The 21,077-nt window shown below is 73.6% G+C and carries 18 protein-coding genes; 6 read left to right on the top strand and 12 right to left on the bottom strand.

Annotation, left to right across the window (positions count from 1 at the left end):
- Nucleotides 1-38: 38 nt before the first annotated feature.
- From FXF52_RS15040 to mtrA, 3 genes are read right to left on the bottom strand one after another with little or no spacing between them, the layout of a single operon-like run.
- A complete protein-coding gene (locus tag FXF52_RS15040; RefSeq protein ID WP_148797516.1) occupies nucleotides 39-1,838 on the bottom strand; it encodes an LpqB family beta-propeller domain-containing protein in 1,800 nt (599 codons plus the stop codon).
- Entirely contained in the window at nucleotides 1,835-3,592 is a 1,758-nt protein-coding gene (mtrB, locus tag FXF52_RS15035; protein WP_370517982.1) for an MtrAB system histidine kinase MtrB, read from the bottom strand. The genes FXF52_RS15040 and mtrB overlap by 4 nt, the downstream gene beginning before the upstream one ends.
- Nucleotides 3,593-3,605: 13 nt before the next feature.
- Entirely contained in the window at nucleotides 3,606-4,295 is a 690-nt protein-coding gene (mtrA, locus tag FXF52_RS15030) for an MtrAB system response regulator MtrA (protein ID WP_091670731.1), read from the bottom strand.
- A gap of 214 nt (nucleotides 4,296-4,509) precedes the next feature.
- On the opposite strand from mtrA, the gene FXF52_RS15025 reads away from it, so the two are divergent.
- Genes FXF52_RS15025 through FXF52_RS15005 form a run of 5 tightly spaced genes read left to right on the top strand, consistent with a single transcriptional unit; the run spans nucleotide 4,510 to nucleotide 9,563 of the window.
- Nucleotides 4,510-5,355, top strand: coding sequence for a hypothetical protein (locus FXF52_RS15025; RefSeq protein ID WP_148797514.1), 846 nt, complete (start codon nucleotides 4,510-4,512; stop codon nucleotides 5,353-5,355).
- Nucleotides 5,352-5,978 (top strand): DUF4129 domain-containing protein, encoded by a 627-nt coding sequence (locus tag FXF52_RS15020; protein ID WP_148797513.1) that lies wholly within the window; start codon nucleotides 5,352-5,354, stop codon nucleotides 5,976-5,978. The genes FXF52_RS15025 and FXF52_RS15020 overlap by 4 nt, the downstream gene beginning before the upstream one ends.
- The gene (locus FXF52_RS15015; protein WP_148797512.1) at nucleotides 5,975-7,270 is read left to right on the top strand and encodes a DUF4350 domain-containing protein; all 1,296 of its coding nucleotides are present in this window, start codon (nucleotides 5,975-5,977) and stop codon (nucleotides 7,268-7,270) included. The genes FXF52_RS15020 and FXF52_RS15015 overlap by 4 nt, the downstream gene beginning before the upstream one ends.
- Nucleotides 7,267-8,256, top strand: a complete 990-nt coding sequence (locus tag FXF52_RS15010) for a MoxR family ATPase (RefSeq protein ID WP_222870523.1) — start codon at nucleotides 7,267-7,269, stop codon at nucleotides 8,254-8,256. Before FXF52_RS15015 ends, FXF52_RS15010 begins: the two co-directional genes overlap by 4 nt.
- The gene (locus FXF52_RS15005) at nucleotides 8,253-9,563 is read left to right on the top strand and encodes a DUF58 domain-containing protein (protein WP_148797511.1); all 1,311 of its coding nucleotides are present in this window, start codon (nucleotides 8,253-8,255) and stop codon (nucleotides 9,561-9,563) included. The genes FXF52_RS15010 and FXF52_RS15005 overlap by 4 nt, the downstream gene beginning before the upstream one ends.
- Before the next feature lie 41 nt (nucleotides 9,564-9,604).
- Here the strand turns inward: FXF52_RS15005 and FXF52_RS15000 are convergent, their stop codons facing one another.
- Nucleotides 9,605-10,603, bottom strand: a complete 999-nt coding sequence (locus FXF52_RS15000; RefSeq protein ID WP_148797510.1) for a stage II sporulation protein M — start codon at nucleotides 10,601-10,603, stop codon at nucleotides 9,605-9,607.
- Between the two features lie 41 nt (nucleotides 10,604-10,644).
- Here FXF52_RS15000 and FXF52_RS14995 point away from each other — a divergent pair, with 41 nt between their 5' ends.
- The gene (locus FXF52_RS14995) at nucleotides 10,645-11,673 is read left to right on the top strand and encodes an RDD family protein (protein ID WP_255471980.1); all 1,029 of its coding nucleotides are present in this window, start codon (nucleotides 10,645-10,647) and stop codon (nucleotides 11,671-11,673) included.
- A gap of 82 nt (nucleotides 11,674-11,755) precedes the next feature.
- Here the strand turns inward: FXF52_RS14995 and efeB are convergent, their stop codons facing one another.
- From efeB to FXF52_RS14955, 8 genes are all read right to left on the bottom strand, one after another.
- Nucleotides 11,756-13,054 (bottom strand): iron uptake transporter deferrochelatase/peroxidase subunit, encoded by a 1,299-nt coding sequence (efeB, locus tag FXF52_RS14990; protein WP_148797509.1) that lies wholly within the window; start codon nucleotides 13,052-13,054, stop codon nucleotides 11,756-11,758.
- A gap of 82 nt (nucleotides 13,055-13,136) precedes the next feature.
- The gene (gene efeO / locus FXF52_RS14985; protein ID WP_148797508.1) at nucleotides 13,137-14,270 is read right to left on the bottom strand and encodes an iron uptake system protein EfeO; all 1,134 of its coding nucleotides are present in this window, start codon (nucleotides 14,268-14,270) and stop codon (nucleotides 13,137-13,139) included.
- Between the two features lie 29 nt (nucleotides 14,271-14,299).
- Nucleotides 14,300-15,181 (bottom strand): iron uptake transporter permease EfeU, encoded by an 882-nt coding sequence (gene efeU / locus FXF52_RS14980; RefSeq protein ID WP_148797507.1) that lies wholly within the window; start codon nucleotides 15,179-15,181, stop codon nucleotides 14,300-14,302.
- A 292-nt stretch (nucleotides 15,182-15,473) separates the two neighbouring features.
- Complete coding sequence (ahcY, locus tag FXF52_RS14975; RefSeq protein WP_148797506.1) at nucleotides 15,474-16,973, bottom strand: adenosylhomocysteinase; 1,500 nt, start codon at nucleotides 16,971-16,973, stop codon at nucleotides 15,474-15,476.
- A gap of 298 nt (nucleotides 16,974-17,271) precedes the next feature.
- Nucleotides 17,272-18,420 (bottom strand): mannose-6-phosphate isomerase, class I, encoded by a 1,149-nt coding sequence (gene manA / locus FXF52_RS14970; protein WP_148797505.1) that lies wholly within the window; start codon nucleotides 18,418-18,420, stop codon nucleotides 17,272-17,274.
- Nucleotide 18,421: 1 nt separating this feature from the next.
- Nucleotides 18,422-19,429 (bottom strand): cation diffusion facilitator family transporter, encoded by a 1,008-nt coding sequence (locus FXF52_RS14965; RefSeq protein ID WP_148797504.1) that lies wholly within the window; start codon nucleotides 19,427-19,429, stop codon nucleotides 18,422-18,424.
- Between the two features lie 46 nt (nucleotides 19,430-19,475).
- Nucleotides 19,476-20,672, bottom strand: coding sequence for an SIS domain-containing protein (locus FXF52_RS14960; protein WP_148797503.1), 1,197 nt, complete (start codon nucleotides 20,670-20,672; stop codon nucleotides 19,476-19,478).
- On the bottom strand, nucleotides 20,669-20,881 hold the full coding sequence (locus FXF52_RS14955; protein WP_073832817.1) for a Trm112 family protein: 213 nt from the start codon (nucleotides 20,879-20,881) through the stop codon (nucleotides 20,669-20,671). Before FXF52_RS14955 ends, FXF52_RS14960 begins: the two co-directional genes overlap by 4 nt.
- Nucleotides 20,882-21,077 lie beyond the last annotated feature (196 nt).

Here is a 21,077-nt window from a genome sequence, read left to right as displayed (position 1 = left end):
GGTCCGCCCAGAGCCCGCCCAGGTCCCGCACCGGTGCCTCAGTAGAGGAAGAAGGGCGCGGTCGGGTTGGGAGCCTTGTTACCCGGCGTCGGGGAGGCCAGGTTCAGCACCTGCTCCGGCTTGATGATGCCGCTGGGGGTGTAGGCGCCGTTGTTCGCCTCGTACATGTACGAGTAGGCGGGCAGCGCCCCCGACGGCCCAGGGTATGCGGACAGTCGGGTGACCTGGGCACCGATGTCCTGCTCGAGCGGCTTCTCCAGAGCTCCGTCGACGCTGCTGCCATAGATCGCGGGTCGCGGGTCGCGAGTCCCCCCACGCGGCTCGGAGCCGGCGAAGACGAGCCGGCTCTCCGCGTACCAGTCCACGGCGGTGATGTTGGTCAGCTTGGTGAACAGCCGCCGCGGCTGGCCCAGGCTGGGCGCACCTCCGTCGGTGCTCACCGCCGCGACGTAGAGCGCCCCGTTGACGACCAGCGCCACCCGGTGACCTTCGACCGAGGCGGCCACCGCGGTCACCTTCCCGTCCACCCCGAGCGGCACCCGGGTCAGGTTCCCCACCTCGTCGAATCGGTAGAGGACGCCGTCGACGGCGGTCAGCCCGTACGGGTGCTGCGGGTCGGTCGAGCGGAGCCACGTCGGACGACTCACGCTGGTGAACTCTCTCCCGCCCTTGAAGACGGTGACCGGGCTCGGCCCGGCGCCGACGAGGAGTTGCTGGCGACCCGACCGGGTGACCACCAGCGCGGCGAGGATCCTCCCGCCCGACCGGGTGAGCGCCGCGGTGACGATGCTCCGATTCGAGGCAGCGTCCACCGGCACGGTCCCGCGCGGCTCTCCCGGGAAGGAAAGCGGGTGGATCGCGCCGTCGTAGACGCAGAACCGCTCCGGATTGCCGTCCAACGGATACGGCGGGCGCCCGGACTTCTCCTGCCCGATGTCGACGACCAGCCGGCTCTGATTCTGAATCTTGAGGTCGAGCTGGCCGGTGACCTGCTCCGGGAGCGACCAGGCCAACTGGGTGGCGAGGTGGGCCAGCTGGGCGTCCTTCGCGCCCGGCATGTTGAGGTTCACCTCCCACCGCCCGTCGGAGCCGGTGGCGTTGTTGATCAGACTGGTGTTGTCGGGCAGCCGGATGACGCCGGGCGAGAGCCAGTCCGGCGGGCCGGCGGCGAGCCACCGGATCACCTCGGTGACCTTGCGCTCGGCCGGTAGCGCCTGCGGCAGGTAGCGCTGGTCCGGCACCAGTCGGCTCTGGTCCGAGTTCCAGAAGTAGATGGTGTGCGGGGCGTAGTAGTCGTACAGCGCCTCGTCGCTGAGCAGCAGCACCTTCGGCGGATCGGTGATGCGCCACCCGGAGTCGCCCACCCGGCGGAGCTTGAACTTGTACTCGGTGTCGCTGGCCACCGGCGGCGCCAGGCTCCCGTCCGCGCGGAGCACACCGAGCTGCTGGACCTTCACCCGGACTTCGCTGGTGCCCTCGTTGTTCGGCGGGGTGGCCTCCGGCTCCTCGGGAAGGCGGACCACGAACAGCTCGATCTCGCTGCTCTGCCGATCCCGCAGCCGGCTCTGCCCCTCGGGAGCGATGAACTGCTTGACCCGGTTGACCGCCTGGTCCCGCTCCCCGGCCGCAGCCGAGAGGTAGTTGCGGATGAACTCCTTCGGATCGTTGCTCGCCGTCGGGGCGGGCGGCTGGTCGGAGCTGCCGCTGAGCGCGCCGGACTGGCCCGCCGGTCCGGCCCCGTCCACCTGGACCTGCGTCTCGTGCGGGATGCCACAGCCGGCCAACCCGGCGGGCAGCAGCACGCCGGCCAGCAGCGCGGTCAGCAGCCGATGCCTCACGACGTCACCTCGACCCGGTCGCCGCCCTCCGCCGGTCCGATCGCCAGCGCCCCGGCACCACTGCCCGGGCCGATGGCGAGCGGGCCACCGTCGCGGGGACCGCCGAACGGCAGCGCGGCGTCGGCCGGCACCAGCCGCAGCGGCGAGGTGGTCAGCCGGTCGCCGGCCCGGGCGGGCAGGGTCAGCCGGAACTGGGCACCCTGACCGGGCGCGCCCCACGCCTCCAGCCAGCCGCCGTGCAGCCGGGCGTCCTCGAGGCTGATGGAGAGGCCGAGGCCGGTGCCACCGGTCTGCCGGGCCCGGGACGGGTCGGCCCGCCAGAAGCGGTTGAAGACGAGCTTCTCCTCGCCCGGCTTGAGCCCCACGCCGTGGTCCCGCACGGTGATCGCCACCGCGTTCTGGTCCACGCCGAGGGTGATCAGGACGGGCTTGGCCTCGCCGTGCTCGACCGCGTTGCCGACCAGGTTGCGCAGCACCCGTTCGACCCGGCGCGGGTCCACCTCGGCGATCACCGGGCTGTCCGGCAGGTCCAGCTCGATGGTCACCCCGACCCGCTCGGCCAGCCCGGCCAACCGCTCGGTCACCCGGTGCACCACCGGCACCAGGTCCGTCGGCTCGGCGTCCAGCATGGCGAAGCCGGCGTCGAAGCGGCTGATCTCGAGCAGGTCGGTGAGCAGTTCCTCGAACCGGTCCAGCTCGGCCTGGAGCAGTTCGGCGCTGCGGGCCACCGCCGGATCGAACCCGTCGCGTTCGGCGAAGATCAGGTCGGCGGCCATCCGGACCGTGGTCAGCGGCGTACGCAGCTCGTGCGAGACGTCCGAGGTGAAGCGGCGCTGCAACCGGGACATCTCCTCCAGCCGGAGAATCTGCCGCTGAAGATTCGTCGCCATCTGGTTGAACGAGGCGGCGAGCAGCGCCAGGTCGTCCTCGCCGTTGACCACCATGCGCTGGTCGAGCAGGCCGGCGGAGAGCCGCTGGGCGGTCCGGGCGGCCACCCGTACCGGGGTCACCACGAGCCGGGTGACCAGGGCGGCGAGCAGGCCGAGCAGGAGCACCAGCGCCATGCCCGTGGCGACCACGGTGGCCCGGGCGTCGCGGGCGGTGGCGTCCTGCCGGTCCAGCGGGACCACGTAGTAGAGCTCCACCTGCCCGAACCGGGTGGGCACCGGCGAGCCGTACACGAGGTATTTGGTGCGCTTGCCGCCGAGCGCCCCGGTGCGGATCTGGTGGGCCACGTTGCCGGCGGCGACGGAGGCCCGCAGCTCCGAGCTGATCAGCGGGCGCACCGGGACGTTCGGGGAGGTGCGCGGCTCGATGGTCCCGGCGGGGACCCGGTCCGCGGTGATCGCCACGACCACGCCGTTGGTCTGGGTCGGGTCACCACCGGCCAGGTAGTTCACCGTGCCCTCGACGGTGTCCTGGAACTGGGCCTCCTGCGGCTGGCTGAAGGCCCGGAACTGCTTCCCCGCGTAGTCGCTGCCGTTCTGCAGCCGCAGCCGGACGTCGGTCTGGGCGTTCTCCACCAGGATGCTGGTGATCTTGTCCGCGATCAGGTAGGCGAACCCGCCGACCAGCAGGCTGGACGCGACCAGGGTGATGGTGACCACCCGCAGCTGCAACGACCGCCGCCAGGTCTGGTGGACGCTGGCGGCCAGCCGGGCCGTACGGGCGGCGAGGACGCGCCAGAGCGCCCGCGCGGCGCGGAGCCAGCGGGCCGCGGCGGTCGGCGAGTCGGGGGGCGGGGAGGTCACCACAGTGATGACCAGGCTATCCGGTACCCGCCTTGTAGCCCACGCCCCGAACGGTGAGGATGATTTCCGGTCGCTCCGGATCCGGCTCGATCTTGGCCCGCAGCCGCTGGACGTGCACATTGACCAGGCGGGTGTCGGCGGCGTGCCGGTAGCCCCAGACCTGCTCCAGCAGCACCTCCCGGGTGAAGACCTGACGCGGCTTACGGGCGAGCGCGACCAGCAGGTCGAACTCCAGCGGCGTCAGCTTCACCTCCTCGCCGTCCCGGCTCACCGTGTGCGCCGGCACGTCGATGGTGATCTGGTTGCCGGGCGGGCCGATGGTGAGCAGCTCGGGCGCGACGTCCTCGCCCCGGCGCAGCCGGGCTCGCATCCGGGCCACCAGCTCCTTGGGCTTGAACGGCTTGACCACGTAGTCGTCCGCCCCGGACTCCAGCCCGAGCACCACGTCCACCGTGTCGCTCTTGGCGGTCAGCATCACGATCGGCACGCCGGACTCGGCTCGGATCGCCCGGGCAACGTCGATACCGCTCATACCGGGCAGCATCAGGTCGAGCAGGACGATATCGGGGCGACTGTCGCGAAACGCGGCCAAGGCCCGTTCCCCGTCCGCGACGAAGGAGGGCACGAAACCCTCGCTGCGCAGGACGATGCCGAGCATCTCGGCGAGCGCGGGGTCGTCGTCGACCACCAGTACCCGGGCTCTCATGGGGTTTATCGTTCCATCCCCGTTCACTTCGAAGGGTTCGGCGTCATCACGGCACGGTACTGCCGGGAACGGCCCGACACCACCGCCGACGGCGCGGATGCCCCGCGTGGCGCGCCGCGACGGACGGGTCCACCGGAACCGGACCGGCCATGCAACCATGATCCCTCGGGCGTGTCGCCGCCCGCTACCCGTCGCCCGTCCGCCAGGAGTACGCGTGCCCGACGTCGGCCCGACCGCCGTGCTCCCGCGCCGGCCGCTGACCGTGGGCGAACTCCTGGACTCGGCCGTCCTGCTGCTGCGCGGCCAGGCCCGACTACTGGTCCCGCTCGCCGTCCTGCTGGCCCTCGGCGAGCAGGCGCTGCTGCACCCGCTGCGGGCGCTGGCCGGCGCACACCCGCCGGCCTACTGGCTCGACCCCGACCGGCTCGGCTGGTACTGGCTGCTGCTCGCGCTCGGCGCCGGGACCGAGGCGCTGATCATCGCGCTGCTCGGCAACCCGGCCGCCCGGGGCGCCGGGGCCGCGCTGCTCGGCCGCCGCGCCGGGCTGCGGGAACTGCTGCGCCCCGGCGACGCCCGCTGGGGTGGCACCCTGCTGGCCGCGTCGGCGGTCGGCCTCACCGTCGGCCTCGCCGGACTGGCCGGGCCGGCCTGGTTCGTCGCGTACGGGCTGCTCGGCGCGGTCGTCCCGGCGCTGGTGGTGGACCGGCTGCCCGGGCCGCGGGTGCCGGGGCGGGCGCTCGCGCTCGCGGTCCGCGTGGGCGGGCGGGCCGCCGGCATCCGGCTCCTCGGCTACCTGGGCTGGTGGCTGATCCGTCTCGGCATCGGCCTCGGCGTCTACCACGGGCTCGGGGCGCTGGGCCTGTTCGACCTCGACGCCTGGGCGCTGCCGGTCGCCACGGCCGCCTGGGTCGCCGTGAACGCGATCGCGTACCCCGCGCTGGCCTGCCTCGACGCCGTGCTGCACCTGGAGACCCGGATGCGCACCGAGGGCCTGGACATCCGACTCTCCCGCGCCCCGGCCGGCACCCCGGAACCCGCCCTGCTGGCGGTGCACGGGTGAGCCGGTGGTGGACCGAGGCGGTCGCCGCGCTCGGCGACGTCGTACCGCTGCCGCTGGCCGCGCTGCTCCTGCTGCTCGCCGCGCTGCTGGCCGCCCTGGCCTGGTATTTCTTCCCGGCCTGGGTGCCCCGCCGGCTTCCCCGGCCGAGGCTGCGACTCCCCCGGCCGCGCCGGCCACGGCTACGGCTACGGCTGCCGAGGCTGCGGCTGCCCCGGTTGCGACTGCCCCGCCGGCGGCGGGCGGCCCGGCTCGGAGAACCGGCCGTCCCGGTGCCCGCACCCCGGACGCCCGAACCGGCGGCGCCCGGTCACGCCAGCCTCGCCGACCGGCTCGCCGCCGAGGGCCGGTACGCCGAGGCGGTCCGGGAACGGCTGCGCGACATGGTCCGCGCGCTGGTGGACCGGCAGGTGGTGGAGCCGCGCCCCGGGATGACGGTCACCGAACTGACCACGGTCGCCGCCCGCGTCCGGCCCGAGGTGCGGCCCACCCTGCACGCCGCCGGCACGATCTTCTCCGACCTCTGGTATGCGCAGCGCCCGGCCACACCCGAGCACGACCGCCGGATGCGCGACCTCGCCACCGACCTGCACCGCGAGCTGGCCGAAGACGGTGAGCGCCGATGACCGCCACCCTCGACCCGACCCGCCCGGTCGCCCCGCCGCCACCCCGGCGACGCTGGCACCGGGCCCTGATCCCGCTCGGGCTGGCGGTGCTGCTGATCGCCGCCACCCTGGTGTTCCACGCCGTCGACCAGCCCGACCCCACCGACCGGGGCTTCCTCTCCCCGGTCGCCACCGGCGACGACGGCGGCAGCCGCCTGGCCGCGGCACTGCGCGAGCAGGGCGTGACCGTACGCCGGGAGACCGACCCGGGCCGGGCGCTGGTGGCCGCCAGCTCGAGCCCGACGACACTCTTCGTACCGGCCCCGGAGCTGCTGCACCCGGCCACCGTCGCCGCGCTGACCGACCTGCCCGTCGGCAGCCGGCTGGTGCTGGTCGACCCGCCCCGCCGGGTGCTGGAACAGCTGGACCTGCCGCTGCTGCCCACCGGCGCCCGCTGGGCCACCCGGGCCACCACGCCCGACGCCGACGGCCACCCCTGCCCGCTGGCCGAGGCCACCCGCGCCGGTACCGCCGCCGCCGAGCGCCAGCGGTACGCGGCCCGGGACGCCACACCGGTCGACCGCTGCTACTCCGGCGGGCTGGTCCGGGTGCCGTGGCCGGTCGAGGTGGTGGTGATCGGGGCCAGCGACCCATTCCGCGACGAGCGGATCGACGAGTGGGGCAACCTCGCCCTCGCCACCGGCCTGCTCGGCGGCACCCGACCGCTGGTCTGGCTCGACCTGCCCGCCCCGGCACCCGCGCCGACCGGGCCGGGCTGGTCGCCGAGCCCCACCGCCGGGCACGGCAACGGCAACGACGCCCCACCCCGCGACCGGGGCTCGAGCGACGACCGGCCGGCCCGGCCCAACCCGCTCTGGGACGCGTTCCCCACCTGGTTCTGGGCGCTGCTGGTGCAGCTCGCGCTGGCCGGGCTGCTGGTGGTGCTCTGGCGCGCCCGACGGCTCGGCCCGCCCGTACCGGAGCCGCTACCGGTGACCGTCCACTCCGCCGAGACGGTGCTCGGCCGGGCCCGGCTCTACCGCCGGGCCGGTGCCCTGGGGCCGACCGCCGAGACCCTGCGCGCCGCCGCGCTGGACCGGCTGCTGCCGCGCCTCAACCTGCCGCCCGACACGCCGCCCGCCGAGGTGGCCGCCCGGGTCGCCGCGTACGTCGGAGCCGACCCCGAGCGGGTGGCGGAGCTGCTGCACGGCGCCGACCCGACCACCGACCAGGAGTTGCTGGAGCTGGCCCGCGACCTGGACACCCTGACCCGTACCGTCGTCGCCCACCCGACCGAAGGAGATCCCCGGTGACCGGACCCGTCATCGCCGCCGCACCGGCCGTCCCGCAGCCCGACCCCCGGGCCGCCCTGCACCGGCTGCGGGCCGAGGTGGCCAAGGCCGTCGTCGGGCAGGACGCGGTGGTCACCGGACTGGTGATCGCGCTGCTCTGCCGGGGGCACGTGCTGCTGGAGGGCGTACCGGGGGTGGCCAAGACCCTGCTGATCCGGACCGTGGCCACCGCCCTCGACCTGGACTCCAAGCGGGTGCAGTTCACTCCGGACCTGATGCCCGGCGACGTCACCGGGTCGCTGATCTTCGACCCGCACACCGCGGCGTTCACCTTCCGCGAGGGACCGGTCTTCACCAACCTGCTCCTCGCCGACGAGATCAACCGGACGCCCCCGAAGACCCAGTCGGCGCTGCTGGAGGTGATGGAGGAGCGGCAGGTCTCCGTCGAGGGCGAGCGGCGGGTGCTGCCCGACCCGTTCATCGTCGCCGCCACCCAGAACCCCGTCGAGTACGAGGGCACCTACCCGCTGCCCGAGGCGCAGCTCGACCGGTTCCTGCTCAAGCTGACCGTGCCGCTGCCCAGCCGCGACGAGGAGCTGGGCGTGCTCCGCGCGCACCACGCCGGCTTCGACCCGCGCGACCTCGCCGCGGCCGGCGTACGCCCGGTGGCCACCGCGGCCGACCTGGCCATCGCCCGGGAGGCGGTCCGGCGGGTGCACGTGGCCGAGCCGCTCTTCGGTTACGTCGTGGACCTGTGCCGGGCGACCCGGGCCACCCCGGCGCTGGAGCTCGGCGCCTCGCCCCGGGGCGCCACCGCGCTGCTCAACACCGCCAAGGCGTGGTCCTGGCTGGCCGGACGCGACCACGTCACGCCGGACGACGTGAAGGCGGTGGCCCGGCCGACCCTGCGGCACCGGCTCCGGCTGCGCCCCGAGGTGGAGCTGGAGGGCGTGACCGTCGACGCGGTGCTGGACACGGTGCTGGCCACCGTGCCAACCCCGCGATGACCTGGCGAGCCGCGCTGCTGCTCGCCGCGGGCGCGGCCACCCTGCCGGCCTGGCCGGCGCCGTTCCTCGGCGTCGCCGTGATGACCGGTGCCGTGCTGCTGCTCGTCGCCCTCGACTGGGCCCTCGCCGCGCCGCTGCACGCGCTCACCGCCACCCGCAGCGGGGACCGGGCGATCCGGCTCGGCGGCACCGCCACGGTCACCCTGCACCTGGCCAACACCGCCGGCCGTACGCTGCGCGCCCAGGTGCGCGACGCCTGGCTGCCCTCGGCCGGAGCCCGGCCGGACGTACCGCCGGGACGGGTGTTGACCGTCGAACCTGGCGGGACGGTCTCGCTGCCCGTCCGGCTCACCCCGGCCCGGCGCGGCGACCGGCCGGCGGCGGCGCTGACCGTACGCTCGCTCGGGCCGCTACGGCTGGCGTTCCGGCAGCGCGCCGGCCGGCCGGCCACGCCACCGTGGACGCTGCGCGTGCTGCCCCGCTTCGACTCGCGCCGGCACCTGCCGGAGAAGCTGGCGAAGCTGCGGATCATCGACGGCGTCCAGGTGACCCGGGGGCGCGGCCACGGCACCGAGTTCGACACCCTGCGCGAGTACGTGGTCGGCGACGACGTGCGCTCGATCGACTGGCGGGCGTCCGCGCGCCGCTCGGACGTGCTGGTGCGTACCTGGCGGCCGGAGCGGGACCGCCGGCTGGTGTGCGTGCTGGACACCGGCCGCACCTCGGCGGTACGCGTCGGCGACGAGCCCCGGTTGGACACCGCGATCGACGCGGCGCTGCTGCTCACCGCGCTGGCCGCCCGGGCTGGCGACCGGGTCGACCTGCTCGCCGCCGACGCCACGGTCCGGGCCACGGTCACCGGCAGCGGCCGACCCGCGCTGCTCGCCCGGCTGGTGGACGCGGTCGCCCCGCTCCAGCCGGCGCTGGTGGAGACCGACTTCGAACTGATCGCCGGCGAGGTGCTGCGCCGGGAGCGGCAACGCAGCCTCGTGGTGCTCTTCACCGCGTTGGAGGCGGGCGCGCTCGGCGAGGGGCTGCTGCCGGTGCTGCCCCGGCTGGCCGCCCGGCACCGGGTGGTGATCGCGGCGACCCACGACCCGGTGCTCACCGGGCTCACCGTCGCCCCACCGGCCGGCCCGGACGACGCGTACGCCGCCGCGGCGGCCTGGCGGGCGCTGGCCGAACGGGACCGGGTGCGGGCCGCGCTGGGCCGGCACGGGGTGACCGTGGTGGACGCTCCTGCCGACCGTCTCGCCCCGACGGTCGCCGACACCTACCTCCGCCTCAAGTCCCTCGGCCAACTCTGACCCACCCGGCCAGCCCCCGCACGCCCAGGGAGTGCACGGAGTCACGGAAAGAGCGGCTGTTCCTTCCGGGGATCCGCGCCCACGACGGACGGCGACGCCGGGCGGGTGGCGGCGTGGCGGCCGAGCAGCAGGGCGTACGCCAGGAAGGCCAGCCAGACGGTGGCGCCCACGGCCACCCGGACGGCGACCGGCAGCGGCGCCGGGGTCACGAACGCCTCCAGCAGCGCGGAGACCGCGAAGAGCCCGACCAGCCCGGCGGCGACCACGATCGCCGAGCGGCCCGCCTCGGCGACCGCCCGGCCGCGGCTCAGGTGCGCGGGCGGCGCGATCCACGCCCACCCGGTACGCAGCCCGACCCCGGCCGCCACGAAGATCCCGGTCAGTTCGAGCAGCCCGTGCGGGGTGATCAGCCCGAAGAAGACGTCGCCCCGGCCGTACGAGATCATCACGCCGCCGACCACGCCGATGTTCAGCGCGTTCTGCCACAGCAGATAGAACACCGGCACCACCAGCACCCCCGAGGCGAGGCACTGCGCGGCCAACCAGGCGTTGTGCGTCCAGAGGTGGAACGCGAAGGTCGGCGCGGCGAACTCGGTGTAGTAGCCGGCGAAGCCCGAGTCGACGAGCTGCCCGGCGGCCTCCTCGCCGATGAACGCGGCGGCGGTGTCCGGGTGACCGGCGACGAACCAGATGAGGAAGAAACTGAGCGCGCTGAATCCGGTGGCCACCCCGCACCACCAGGGCCAGGCGCGGTAGAGGGCGGCCGGCAGGTCGGCCCGGAGGAAGCGGCCGACCGCCGCCCAGGACGGCTGGGGCCGGCCGGTGATCCGTGCCCGGGCCCCCAGCACCAGGTGGGACAGCCGGTTGACCAGCACCGGGTCGGGTGAGCGGCTGCGCAGCGCGGACAGGTGGGTGGCGGCCCGCTGGTAGAGCACCACCAGCTCGTCGACCTCGGCCGCGTCGAGCCGGCGCCGCCCGGTCAACTGTTCCAGCCGCCGCCACTCGGCGCCGTGCGCCGCCACGTACGCGTCGAGATCCACTCATCCTCCCCCGTCCGGCGCTCATAGTGTTCACTGTGCGGGTGAGCGCGCAACCTCCCGCACCGGCCCGCTGGGCCGACGCCGGTCTGGTTAGCGGCGAGGCGGTGGAGCTGGACGTCCGGGCGGCCCGGCTGGGTTCCCGGGTGCTGGCCCTGCTGATCGACCTGCTGGCCCAGCTGGCGGTGGCGCTGCTGCTCGCGGCCGTGCTGTCGGTGGTGCTGGTCAGCCTGCCGTGGGACTTCGTGGACGCGGCCCTGTCCGGCGCGTTGCAGACGGTGGCGCTGGTCCTCGTGCTGGTCGGCTACCCGGTGCTGATGGAACGCTTCGTCGGGGGCCGGACGCTCGGCAAGCTGGCCGTGGGGCTGCGGGTGGTCCGCGCCGACGGCGGCCCGGTGGGCGTCGGTCAGTCGCTGACCCGGGCCCTGGTGGGCGTCGCGGTGGAGTGGCCGGGGCTGGTGCTGCCGCTGCTCAGCTGGGTGGCGAGCGTGACGGTGATGCTGACCGACCCGCGCGGGCGGCGGCTGGGCGACCTGGTGGCCGGCACGCTGGTGGTGCACACCCGGGCCGCGGGGGTCTGGCGGCCGGCCCCGTCGGCCGTGCCGCCGCTGCTCGGCTGGGCGCGGAGCCTCGACCTGACCCGGGTGGACGACGGGTTGGCCCTGGCCGTGCGGCAGTACCTCGGTCGGGTGCACCAGCTCGCCGAGCCGGACCGCAGCCGGTTGGCGCGACAGCTCTGGGCCGAGGTCGCCGCGGTCACCTCGCCGCCTCCGCCGTGGGCGGCGCCCGAGCCGGCGTACCTGGCCGCCGTGCTGGCCGAGCGCGGCCGCCGCGCCGCACACCGGCTGGGACGTACCCGAGCACTCACCGCCACCCTCTGGCCGGAGCTGGCCCCGCCGCAGGTCGCGGTCCCGCCGCAGGTCACCGCGACGCCGCCGGTCACCGCACCGGCCGCGGCCGCGTTGCGGCCCGCCGTGCCCACCCAGCCAGATCCGGTACGCGGACAGCCCGCCACCGCCGAGGGAAGCCCGCCAACACCGGGAGCCCTCCAAGATGCTCGACACGGGAGGTAGCGGCCGCACACCGACCGCGAGACCACTCGATCCAGGATCGAGCGGGAACCTGCCAGTGGCGACGGCACCAGGGCTGAGCCGGTCAGGAGAAGAGCGCGCGGCCCCACCAGTCGGCAGCGTCGCGGACGCCCGGCGGGCAGCCGAAGATCCCGCTGGAGACGTGCCGCAGGTACTCGTTCATCGCGTCCTGCCGGGCGAGCCGGGTCTGGATCGGCACGAACTGCCGGCGCGGGTCCCGCTGGTAGGCCATGAAGAAGAGCCCGGCGTCGAGCCGGCCCAGCCCGTCCGAGCCGTCGACGAAGTTGTAGCCGCGACGTAGCAGGTGCGCGCCGTTGTTCTGCCCGGGGTGGGCGAGCCGGACGTGCGCGGTCTCGGCGATCACGGGCTGCCCGTCGTCGCCCTTGGCAGCGAAGTCCGGCTCGTCGAACTCGCCGGCCTTGCCGAGCGGCGCGCCGCTGCCCTTGGTCCGGCCGACGATCTGCTCCTGCTCCGCCAGCGAGCTGCGGTCCCACGTCTCGATCAGCATCCGGATCTTGCGGGTGACCAGGTAGGACCCGCCGGCCATCCAGTCCGCCCCGTCGCCGGGCTGGGCCCAGAGTTGCTCGCGGAGCAGGCCGGCGTCCTCGGCCTTGAGGTTGGCGGTGCCGTCCTTGAAGCCGAACAGGTTGCGCGGGGTGGCCTGGTCCCGCGAGGTCGACGAGGTACGCCCGAAGCCGAGCTGGGACCAGCGGACGCTGACCACGCCCATGCCGATCCGGGCCAGGTTGCGGATGGCGTGCACCGCCACCTGCGGGTCGTTGGCGCAGGCCTGGACACAGATGTCCCCGCCGGAGATCTCCGGCTTGAGCGCATCCCCGGCGAAGTGCGGCAGGTCGGCGAGGGCGGCCGGACGCTTGTCCGCAATGCCGAACCGGTCCTTGCCCTCGGCGTCGCGAAACAGCGTCGGGCCGAAGCCGACGGTGAGGGTGAGCTGCGACGGGGGCAGGCCGAGCGCCTCGCCGGTGTCGTCCGGCGGGGCCTCCGGGACGCCGCCGACCGCGCCGATCAGGCCGGCGTCCTTGCCGGCGGTCATCCGGGCCGCGGCGGCGGTCCACTCCTGCAGCAGCGCGACGAGCTTCGCCCGGTCCTTTGTGATCACGTCGAACGCGACGAAGTGCAGCCGGTCCTGGGCCGGGGTGGTGATGCCGGCCTGGTGCTCGCCGTGGAACGGCACCGCCCCGGCGGCCTTGTCGGTGGCCGCCGCGTGGTCGCCGCCGCTGAGCAGCGCGCCCGCGCCGGCCGCCGCCCCGGCCACGCCGGCGGCGCCCACCCCGGCCAGGGTGATGGCCCGCCGCCGGGACAGCGTGCCCGCGCGCGGCGCTTCGGTGGCCTGCTCGCTCATGTCACCTCCCCGCGGTCGCCGCCGCCTGGCGGCCGAGCCCCGATGATCTGCTCGCTCATGGCGTCACCTCCGGGCCGGGTCGTCATCGGGCGACGACCGCGGCCACCTTGCTGATCGGCTCGGCCAGCGCGTTGATGCTGTCCGACAGCTCCTTCAGCTCGGCCTTGCTGAGCTGGGTGTGCAGCTTCCAGCCGTCACCGGCCCGGTGCTTGCCGAGGGTGGCCTCGACGTTGGCGAACTCGGTGTCGAGCTGCTTGACCAGGTCGGCCGAGCGCTGCTCGAGGGCCGGGCGCAGGGCGGCGATGGCGGCCTTGGTGCCTTCCAGGTTGGCGTTGAAGTCCCAGAGGTCGGTGTGCGAGTACCGCTCCTCTTCGCCGGTGATCTTGCCGCTGGCCACCTCGTCGAGCAGCGCCTTGGCGCCGTTGGCGAGCTGGAGCGGGGTGAGCTTCTCGGCGTTGGCCTTCGCCACGATCGCCTTGACGTCGGTGAGCAGCTGGTCGGCGATCGCGCCGTCCTTGCTGACGTCGCCGGTGGTCCACAGGTCCTTCTCGATCCGGTGGAAGCCGGTGAACTCCATGCCCTCCTCGACGACCTCCTCCCGGCCGTCGATCTTCGGGTCCAGGTCGCCGAAGCTCTCCGCGACCGGCTCGATCCGCTCCCAGTAGGTGCGGGTCACCGGGTAGAGCGCCTTGGCCTTCGCCACGTCGTTGGCCTTGACCGCGGCCACGAACTCCTCGGTCTTGGTGAGCAGCGCGGCAGTCTGGCTCTGCACGTACCGCTGGTAGCTGACGGTAGCCTCGGTCAGCGCGGCGTCGGGGGCCACGGACGCGGCGGTGCCGCTGACCTTCAGCGCGCCCCGGATGCCGCGGCCGCTCATGCCGGGCTTGCAGGCGGTCTCGTACGTCCCGGCGGGCAGCTCGACCCGCAGCTCGCGGCTCAGGCCGGGGGCGATGTTCTCCACCTCGCCCATCACCCGGTCACCGGCGGCGTAGACGTAGAACTCGTTGACCTTGGATCCGGAGTTGGTCACCTTGAAGGTCACCTGACCGGCCTCGACCTCGGTGGTGCCGACCTCACAGGCGCTGTCGGTGGCCTTGACCGTGATCGGCCCGCCGGACTTCGCGTCGGGCTTGTCGTCGCCACCGCCGCAGCCGGCCAGGCCGGCGACGGCGAGCATCCCGGCGGCGGCGGGCACGAGGAATCGAGTGGTACGCATCGGTGCGGTGTCTCCTCGGAAACGGGCGGTCAGGCGGGCTGCACGGGGCTGGCGGACGCTTCGGTGGCGGGCTTCGCCGCCTCGGCCGGCTTGGCGGCCGGCTTGGCCGGCTTGCGCAGGAAGAGGACGAGCACCGGCACCGCGTACGCCACCCAGGCGACCATCTCGAAGACGCTCGGCGTGGGGGTGATGTTGAACATGCCGCTGAGCAGGGTCGCGTACCAGGTGCTCGGGTCGAGCGCGGAGGAGATGTCGAACGCGTGGTTGTTCAGGCCGGGCAGCACGCCGGCCTCCTGGAAGTCGTGCACGCCGTACTTGAAGATGCCGGCGGCGACCAGGATCAGCAGGGCACCGGTCCAGGTGAAGAACTTGCTCAGGTTGAGCTTCAGGGCGCTGCGGTAGAGCAGGAAGCCGATCAGCACGGCGGTGGCGATGCCGCCGACGAGGGCGAGCATGGCGTTGCGGCCGGCACCGCCGGCGGTGCTCTGCGCGGCGGAGTAGAAGATCAGGGCGGTCTCCAGGCCCTCCCGGATGACCGCGAGGAAGGCCATGCCGGTCACCGCGAACGCGCCGACGGCCAGCGCCTCGGTGAGCTTGCCCCGCAGCTCACCGGCGATGCTCCGGGCGGCCTTGCGCATCCAGAAGATCATCCAGGTGACGAAGACGACGGCGGCCACGGAGGTGACGGCGTCGAAGAGTTCCCGCGACTCCGAGGTCTGGAGGAGCGTTGTCGAGGTGTACTCGATCAGCCAGCCGAAGAGCACCGACAGGGCCACGGCGGCACCGACTCCGAGCCACACGTGCGGCAGCCGGTTGCGGCGGTTCGACTTGACCAGGAACGCGACCAGGATGCTGACCACCAGGGTCGCCTCCAGGCCTTCCCGCAGGCCGATCAGGTACGTGGCGAACATGGGTACTCCGTGGTTGGTTAGGCACGCCTCAGTTAACTTAGGGCAGCCATACCTTCCTCCTGATCCGGGGGCCGCGTCAAGTCGTTCATGACAATGTCACCCGAACCGACGCCAGGAGGACACGCCCTGGTCAGCTCACCTTCTCCCACCGGTGGCGCGGGTCACCAGGGCCCTTCGGCCCCACCCGGTGCCGGGAGCCGGCGCGCAGCGCCGGAGCCGACCGGTGTCCGCGTACGCGAAAGGGACCGGGACGGCCGCGCGGCGGTCGACCCCGGTCCCTTTCGGGCGTGGCTCAGTACCGGTAGTGCTCCGGCTTGAACGGGCCCTCCTGCGGCACGCCGAGGTAGGCGGCCTGCTCCTTGGTGAGGGTGCTCAGCTTCGCGCCGAGCGCGTCCAGGTGCAGCCGGGCGACCTTCTCGTCCAGGTGCTTCGGGAGCACGTAGACGCCGATCGGGTAGTCCTGCGTCTTGGTGAAGAGCTCGATCTGGGCGATGGTCTGGTTGGCGAACGAGTTCGACATCACGAAGCTCGGGTGCCCGGTGGCGTTACCCAGGTTCAGCAGGCGCCCCTCGGAGAGCACGATGATCGCGTGGCCGTCGTCGAACCGCCAGACGTCGACCTGCGGCTTGATGTTCTCCCGGGTGACGTCGGAGCGCTTCGCCAGGCCGGCCATGTCGATCTCGTTGTCGAAGTGGCCGATGTTGCCGACGATGGCCTGGTGCTTCATCCGGGCCATGTGCTCGTTGCTGATGACGTTGAAGCAGCCGGTGGCGGTGATGAAGATGTCCGCCTGCTCGACCACGTCGTCCAGGGTGGCGACCTGGTAGCCGTCCATCGCCGCCTGCAGCGCGCAGATCGGGTCCACCTCGGTCACCACGACCCGGGCGCCCTGGCCGCGCAGCGACTCGGCGCAGCCCTTGCCCACGTCGCCGTAGCCGAGCACGACCGCCAGCTTGCCACCGATCAGCACGTCGGTGGCCCGGTTGATGCCGTCGATGAGCGAGTGGCGGCAGCCGTACTTGTTGTCGAACTTGCTCTTGGTCACCGAGTCGTTGACGTTGATGGCCGGGAAGAGCAGCGTGCCGTTGCGGTGCATCTCGTAGAGCCGGTGCACGCCGGTGGTGGTCTCCTCGGTCACGCCCTTGATGCCGCCGGCGATCCGCGTCCAGCGCTGGCCGTCCTCGGCGAGCGAGCGGTGCAGCACCTTGAGGATGACCGCGTACTCCTCGGAGTCGGCGGACTCGACCGGCGGCACGACGCCGGCCTTCTCGAACTCGAAACCCTTGTGCACGAGCAGGGTGGCGTCGCCACCGTCGTCCAGGATCATGTTGGGACCCTGCCCGTCCGGCCAGGTGAGCACCTGCTCGGTGCACCACCAGTACTCGTCCAGGGTCTCGCCCTTCCAGGCGTACACCGGGACGCCGGCGGGGGCCTCGGGGGTGCCGTTCGGGCCGACGACGATCGCGGCGGCGGCGTGGTCCTGGGTGGAGAAGATGTTGCAGGACGCCCAGCGGACCTGCGCGCCGAGCGCGACCAGGGTCTCGATCAGGACGGCGGTCTGGATGGTCATGTGCAGCGAGCCGGTGATGCGGGCACCGGCGAGCGGCTGGGCGTCCGCGAACTCGCGCCGGATCGCCATCAGACCGGGCATCTCGTGCTCGGCGAGCTGGATCTCCTTGCGCCCGAACGCGGCGAGCGACAGATCCGCCACCTTGTAGTCGCCCTCGGCGAGGGTGCTCGGCCGGGCCTCGGACGACGCGCCGCTGGGGGTCGCCGGGAGGGTGCTGGTCATGGAAGCTCCTGTCGAACGAAGTGCTGCGCAGCTCTTTACCTTACGCGCGTGGCCTTCTTCACCCGTGCCCGGTTGTCCGGTGATGGCCGATCCGGTCGGCGGACAGCGCACGGGGCGGTCGGTCGTGAACGGACTCTCCGCCCACGGTCCGGCCGCCCCGTGCATCCCCCCGGTTTGGTTCCCCGCGCGTTACCGGACCTTCGTCGCGACAACGCTGCGTACCCATAGAGTCACACTGAGCGACTGCCGCGTCAAGCCATTTCGGGAAAGTCGGACTCGTCTCCTTGCTGCGCTACGGTCAGCGCAGACCACAGGTGGCGACGTACGCCTCGCCCTCTCCGCCGAGCACCAGCGGCCCGCCGGCCGCCGTGCCCACCGCCGCCTGCCCCGGCCCCAGGACGACCGCGCCCACCCCGTCGTCCACGGCGAGCTTGCCGGCGCGGCAGAGCACCACCCGCGGGCCGGGCAACGCCAGCCGTACGCCAGGGCCGCCGGCCACCTCGACCCGGTGCAGCGCGAAGTCGTCGACCGGCACCGGCCAGGTCACCACCCCGGGCGCCACCGGAACCGGGGCGACCACCGGCTCGTCGAGCACCTCGAACCGCAGCACCCGCAGCAGCTCGTCCACGTCCACCCGCTTCGGGGTGAGCCCCCCGCGCAGCACGTTGTCGCTGGCCGCCATGATCTCCACGCCGGTGCCCCGCAGGTAGGCGTGCAGGTTGCCGGCGGGCATCCAGATCGCCTCGCCCGGGGCCAGCCGGACGTGGTGCAGCAGCAACGCCACCAGCACCCCCGGGTCGGCCGGGTAGTCGACCGCCAGGCTCCGGGCCAGCACCGCGTCCGGCCCGGCGACCTCCGCCGTCAACACGGCGGCCACCAGCCCGGCCCGCTCCGCCGCCGGCCAGCTCAACAGCAGGCGTACGGCCTCCCGCAGCCCCGCCGGCCCGGTGCGCAGCGCCGCCACCACCGGCTCCAGCGCCGGCACGCCGAACGCCGCCAGCGCCGCCGCCGACTCGGCCGGCTCCCGGAACCCGCAGAGCGCCTCGAACTCGGAGAGCGCGACCAGCAGCTCCGGCTTGTGGTACGGGTCGACGTAGTTGACCCGCTCGGTGTCGGCCGCGTGCCCGACCCGGGCCTGCTCCGCGTCCGGATGAGCCTGGAGGCTGAGCGGGGCGTCCGCGGCCAGCACCTTCAGCAGGAACGGCAGCCGGGTGCCGAACCGGCCGACCACCCGCTCGCCCAGCCAGTGCGCCGGCTCGGCGAGCAGCAGCTCGGTCAGGCTGACCGCGGTGCCGTCCCGGTCCACCGTGGCCGGGGCGCCCGGGTGGGCACCCAGCCACAGCTCGGCCTCCGGCCCATCGCTCGGCACCGGGCGCCCCTGCAACTCGGCGATCGCGGTACGCGAGCCCCAGGCGTAGTCCCGGATCCGGCCCTGCAGCAGCTCCACGTCAGCTCCCGGGTCGTCCCGGAATCTGGTCCGACGTCGCCTCCGGCTGCGGCACCGCGGTGTGCGACGCCGCGCCGGTGCCCGCCTGGTCCGCCGCCGCGCTGTAGATGTCCGGCTCCAGGTAGATGACCCGGGCGATCGGCACCGCGCTGCGGATCCGCGCCTCGACCGCGTTGATGCCCCGAGCCACCTCCTCCGCGGTCTCGCACGGCGGCACCGCGACCTTCGCGGCCACCATGAGCTCCTCCGGGCCCAGGTAGAGGGTCTTCATGTGGATGATCCGCTCGACCTCCGGGCCGTCGGTGACGGCCCGCTCGATCGCGGCCACCTCCGTCGCCTCGGCACCCTCGCCGAGCAGCAGGCTCTTGGTCTCGACAGCCAGGATGACCGCGATGGTCACCAGCAGCACGCCGATCATCGCCGTGCCGAGCGCGTCCCACCTGCCGTTGCCACTGGCCAGCGTCATGCCGACGCCGAAGAGCGCGAAGACCAGACCGACCAGCGCGCCGAAGTCCTCCAGCAGCACCACCGGCAGCTCGGGCGCCTTGGCCCGCCGGATGAACCGCACCCACGACTGGCTGCCCCGGATCAGGTTCGACTCCTTGATCGCGGTACGGAACGAGAAGGACTCCATGCCGATCGCGACCACCAGCACGCCCACCGGAACCCACTGCCAGCTCGTAATCGGCTCCGGGTGCGACCACTTGTGGTACGCCTCGTAGAGCGCGAACAACCCACCGAGGCTGAACAGCACGATCGACACGATGAACGCGTAGATGTAGCGCTCCCGGCCGTACCCGAAGGGATGCTCCGGGGTGGCCAATCGCTTGGCCCGCCGACCACCGAGCAGCAGCAGGCCCTGGTTACCGGAGTCGGCGACCGAGTGGATCGCCTCAGCCAGCATCGACGAGGAGCCGGTCAGCAGAAACGCCACGAACTTGGTGACGGCGATGCCGATGTTGGCCGCCAGGGCGGCCACGATCGCCCTGGTCCCACCGTTGGCGCTCACGCCGCCGCCCCGCTTCGCGCCGCTCCCCGCCCGATGCCGCACGTGCTCACTGGTTTGCCAGCTCCTTCATCTCCGTGATGGCCGGAACGGCCATCGGGTCCAGCCCGTGTGCCAGGGCGAGATAGACCGAGGCGAAGTCCGGGACCGCGATCAGCGAGGCGAGCCGCTCCAGCGCCGAACCACCCTCAGCGGTGACCACGTCACAGCGCACCCCACGCCGCTCGGCGAGGGTCTGCACGGCCTCGGCCCGACGCTCCTCCACGGCGAGCGGCTCGTCAGTGTCGTCCTCGGCGTTCAGGCCACCGTCGCGCAGCAGCACCAGCCGCAGCCGGGTGGCGTCACCGCCGGCCTCCTCGGGATCGGCGAAGATGTCCCGCTCCCCCTCGGCCAGCCCGCCGAAGACGCCGTCGAGGAGGCCGACCCGGCCCCGGCCCGCCTCGCCCAGCGCCCCAGTGACCACCGGGTAACGGGCGTTGGCGGAGAGCGTGTCACCGAACCGCCGCGCGGCCACCGTGGCCAGCGGGGACGAACCCCACACGATCGGGATCGACCCGGCCAGGCCCAGGGCCAGCGACTTCGCCGGGTTGACGAAGGACTCGGCGGTGGGGCGGGACCGATCGGCGTCCGCGTCCAGCCGGGCCGCGGTCTCGGCCAGGTCCGCCTCGTTGACCTTCACCAGCCCGAGCGTACGGGCGGCGAGCAGGACGGGCACGGTGAGCGCCCAGAGACTGGCCCGGGCCGGGGCTCGCCGGGGCACCGGAATGAACGGCGCCCGGGCCCGCTCGGCCACCGACTGCAACTGGGAGTCCGGGGCGCCGACGGCGACCAGCCGGGCACCCCGCCGGTGCGCGGCCTCGGCGGCACCCAGGGCCTCGGGGCTACGGCCGGAGGCGCTGACCGCGATCACCACATCCGCCGCACCCACCCAGCCGGGGACACCAGCGCTGCGGTGCGGGATGACCGGCACCGGGCAGCGCGGACCGGCCACCGTGGCCAGCACGTCCCCGGTCCGACCGGCCGTGCCGATGCCCGCGATCACCACCGCCCGCGGCCGACCCTCGTCGGCGAGCACGCTCAGGTTCGCCTCGGCGGTGAGTGCCGCCGACTCACGTACCTGCGCGCCGGCGGAGGCGGTGAACCGGAGCATGCCGCCGGGATCCTGCTCGGCGAGCAGCTCCGGGTCGTCCAGCAGCGACTCGTCGGCATGCCGGTACCCGCTGACCCCAGCCGTACCCTCCATCACCGCTGCGACCCCGAGCCGCCACGCGCGTCGTCGCCCGCGGGCCCGCCGCGCGCCTCGTCCAGCAGCAGCACCGGCACGTCGTCGCGGACCTCGAAGATCCGACCGCACTCCGTACAGGTCAGCGTCTGCGCCTGCGGGTCGTAGTCGAGCGGTGCGTGGTGCGTGTCCGGGCAGGCGAGAATCTCGAGCAACTGCGGGTCCAGGGCCACGGCGCGGCTCCTTCCACGTATGCGGTCTCACCGGTCGGCGGTGCCGTCCGGCGCACGCGATCTTATCGGCGAACCTGTGCCGGCACCGCGCCACTGCGCGAGATCATCTCGGCACCGTTGACGCCCACCGGCCGCCGCGGCGGCGACACCGGTCCGGTCGCCACCACACACCGTCACCGTAACCCCCGGCGGGCGG

It is taken from the genome of Micromonospora sp. MP36, from assembly GCF_008119785.1.
In the GTDB taxonomy this organism is placed as follows: domain Bacteria; phylum Actinomycetota; class Actinomycetes; order Mycobacteriales; family Micromonosporaceae; genus Micromonospora.
The sequence above is the reverse complement of the archived record's forward strand: the minus strand, read 5'-3'. Positions and strand labels throughout refer to the sequence as shown.

Excerpts from the sequence above, each read along its gene's own strand:
- efeU (WP_148797507.1), bottom strand. The coding sequence starts at position 15,181 with ATGTTCGCCACGTACCTGATCGGCCTGCGGGAAGGCCTGGAGGCGACC.
- FXF52_RS15005 (WP_148797511.1), top strand. The coding sequence starts at position 8,253 with ATGACCTGGCGAGCCGCGCTGCTGCTCGCCGCGGGCGCGGCCACCCTG.
- mtrA (WP_091670731.1), bottom strand. The coding sequence starts at position 4,295 with ATGAGAGCCCGGGTACTGGTGGTCGACGACGACCCCGCGCTCGCCGAG.
- FXF52_RS15015 (WP_148797512.1), top strand. The coding sequence starts at position 5,975 with ATGACCGCCACCCTCGACCCGACCCGCCCGGTCGCCCCGCCGCCACCC.
- efeO (WP_148797508.1), bottom strand. The coding sequence starts at position 14,270 with ATGCGTACCACTCGATTCCTCGTGCCCGCCGCCGCCGGGATGCTCGCC.
- efeB (WP_148797509.1), bottom strand. The coding sequence starts at position 13,054 with ATGAGCGAGCAGGCCACCGAAGCGCCGCGCGCGGGCACGCTGTCCCGG.
- ahcY (WP_148797506.1), bottom strand. The coding sequence starts at position 16,973 with ATGACCAGCACCCTCCCGGCGACCCCCAGCGGCGCGTCGTCCGAGGCC.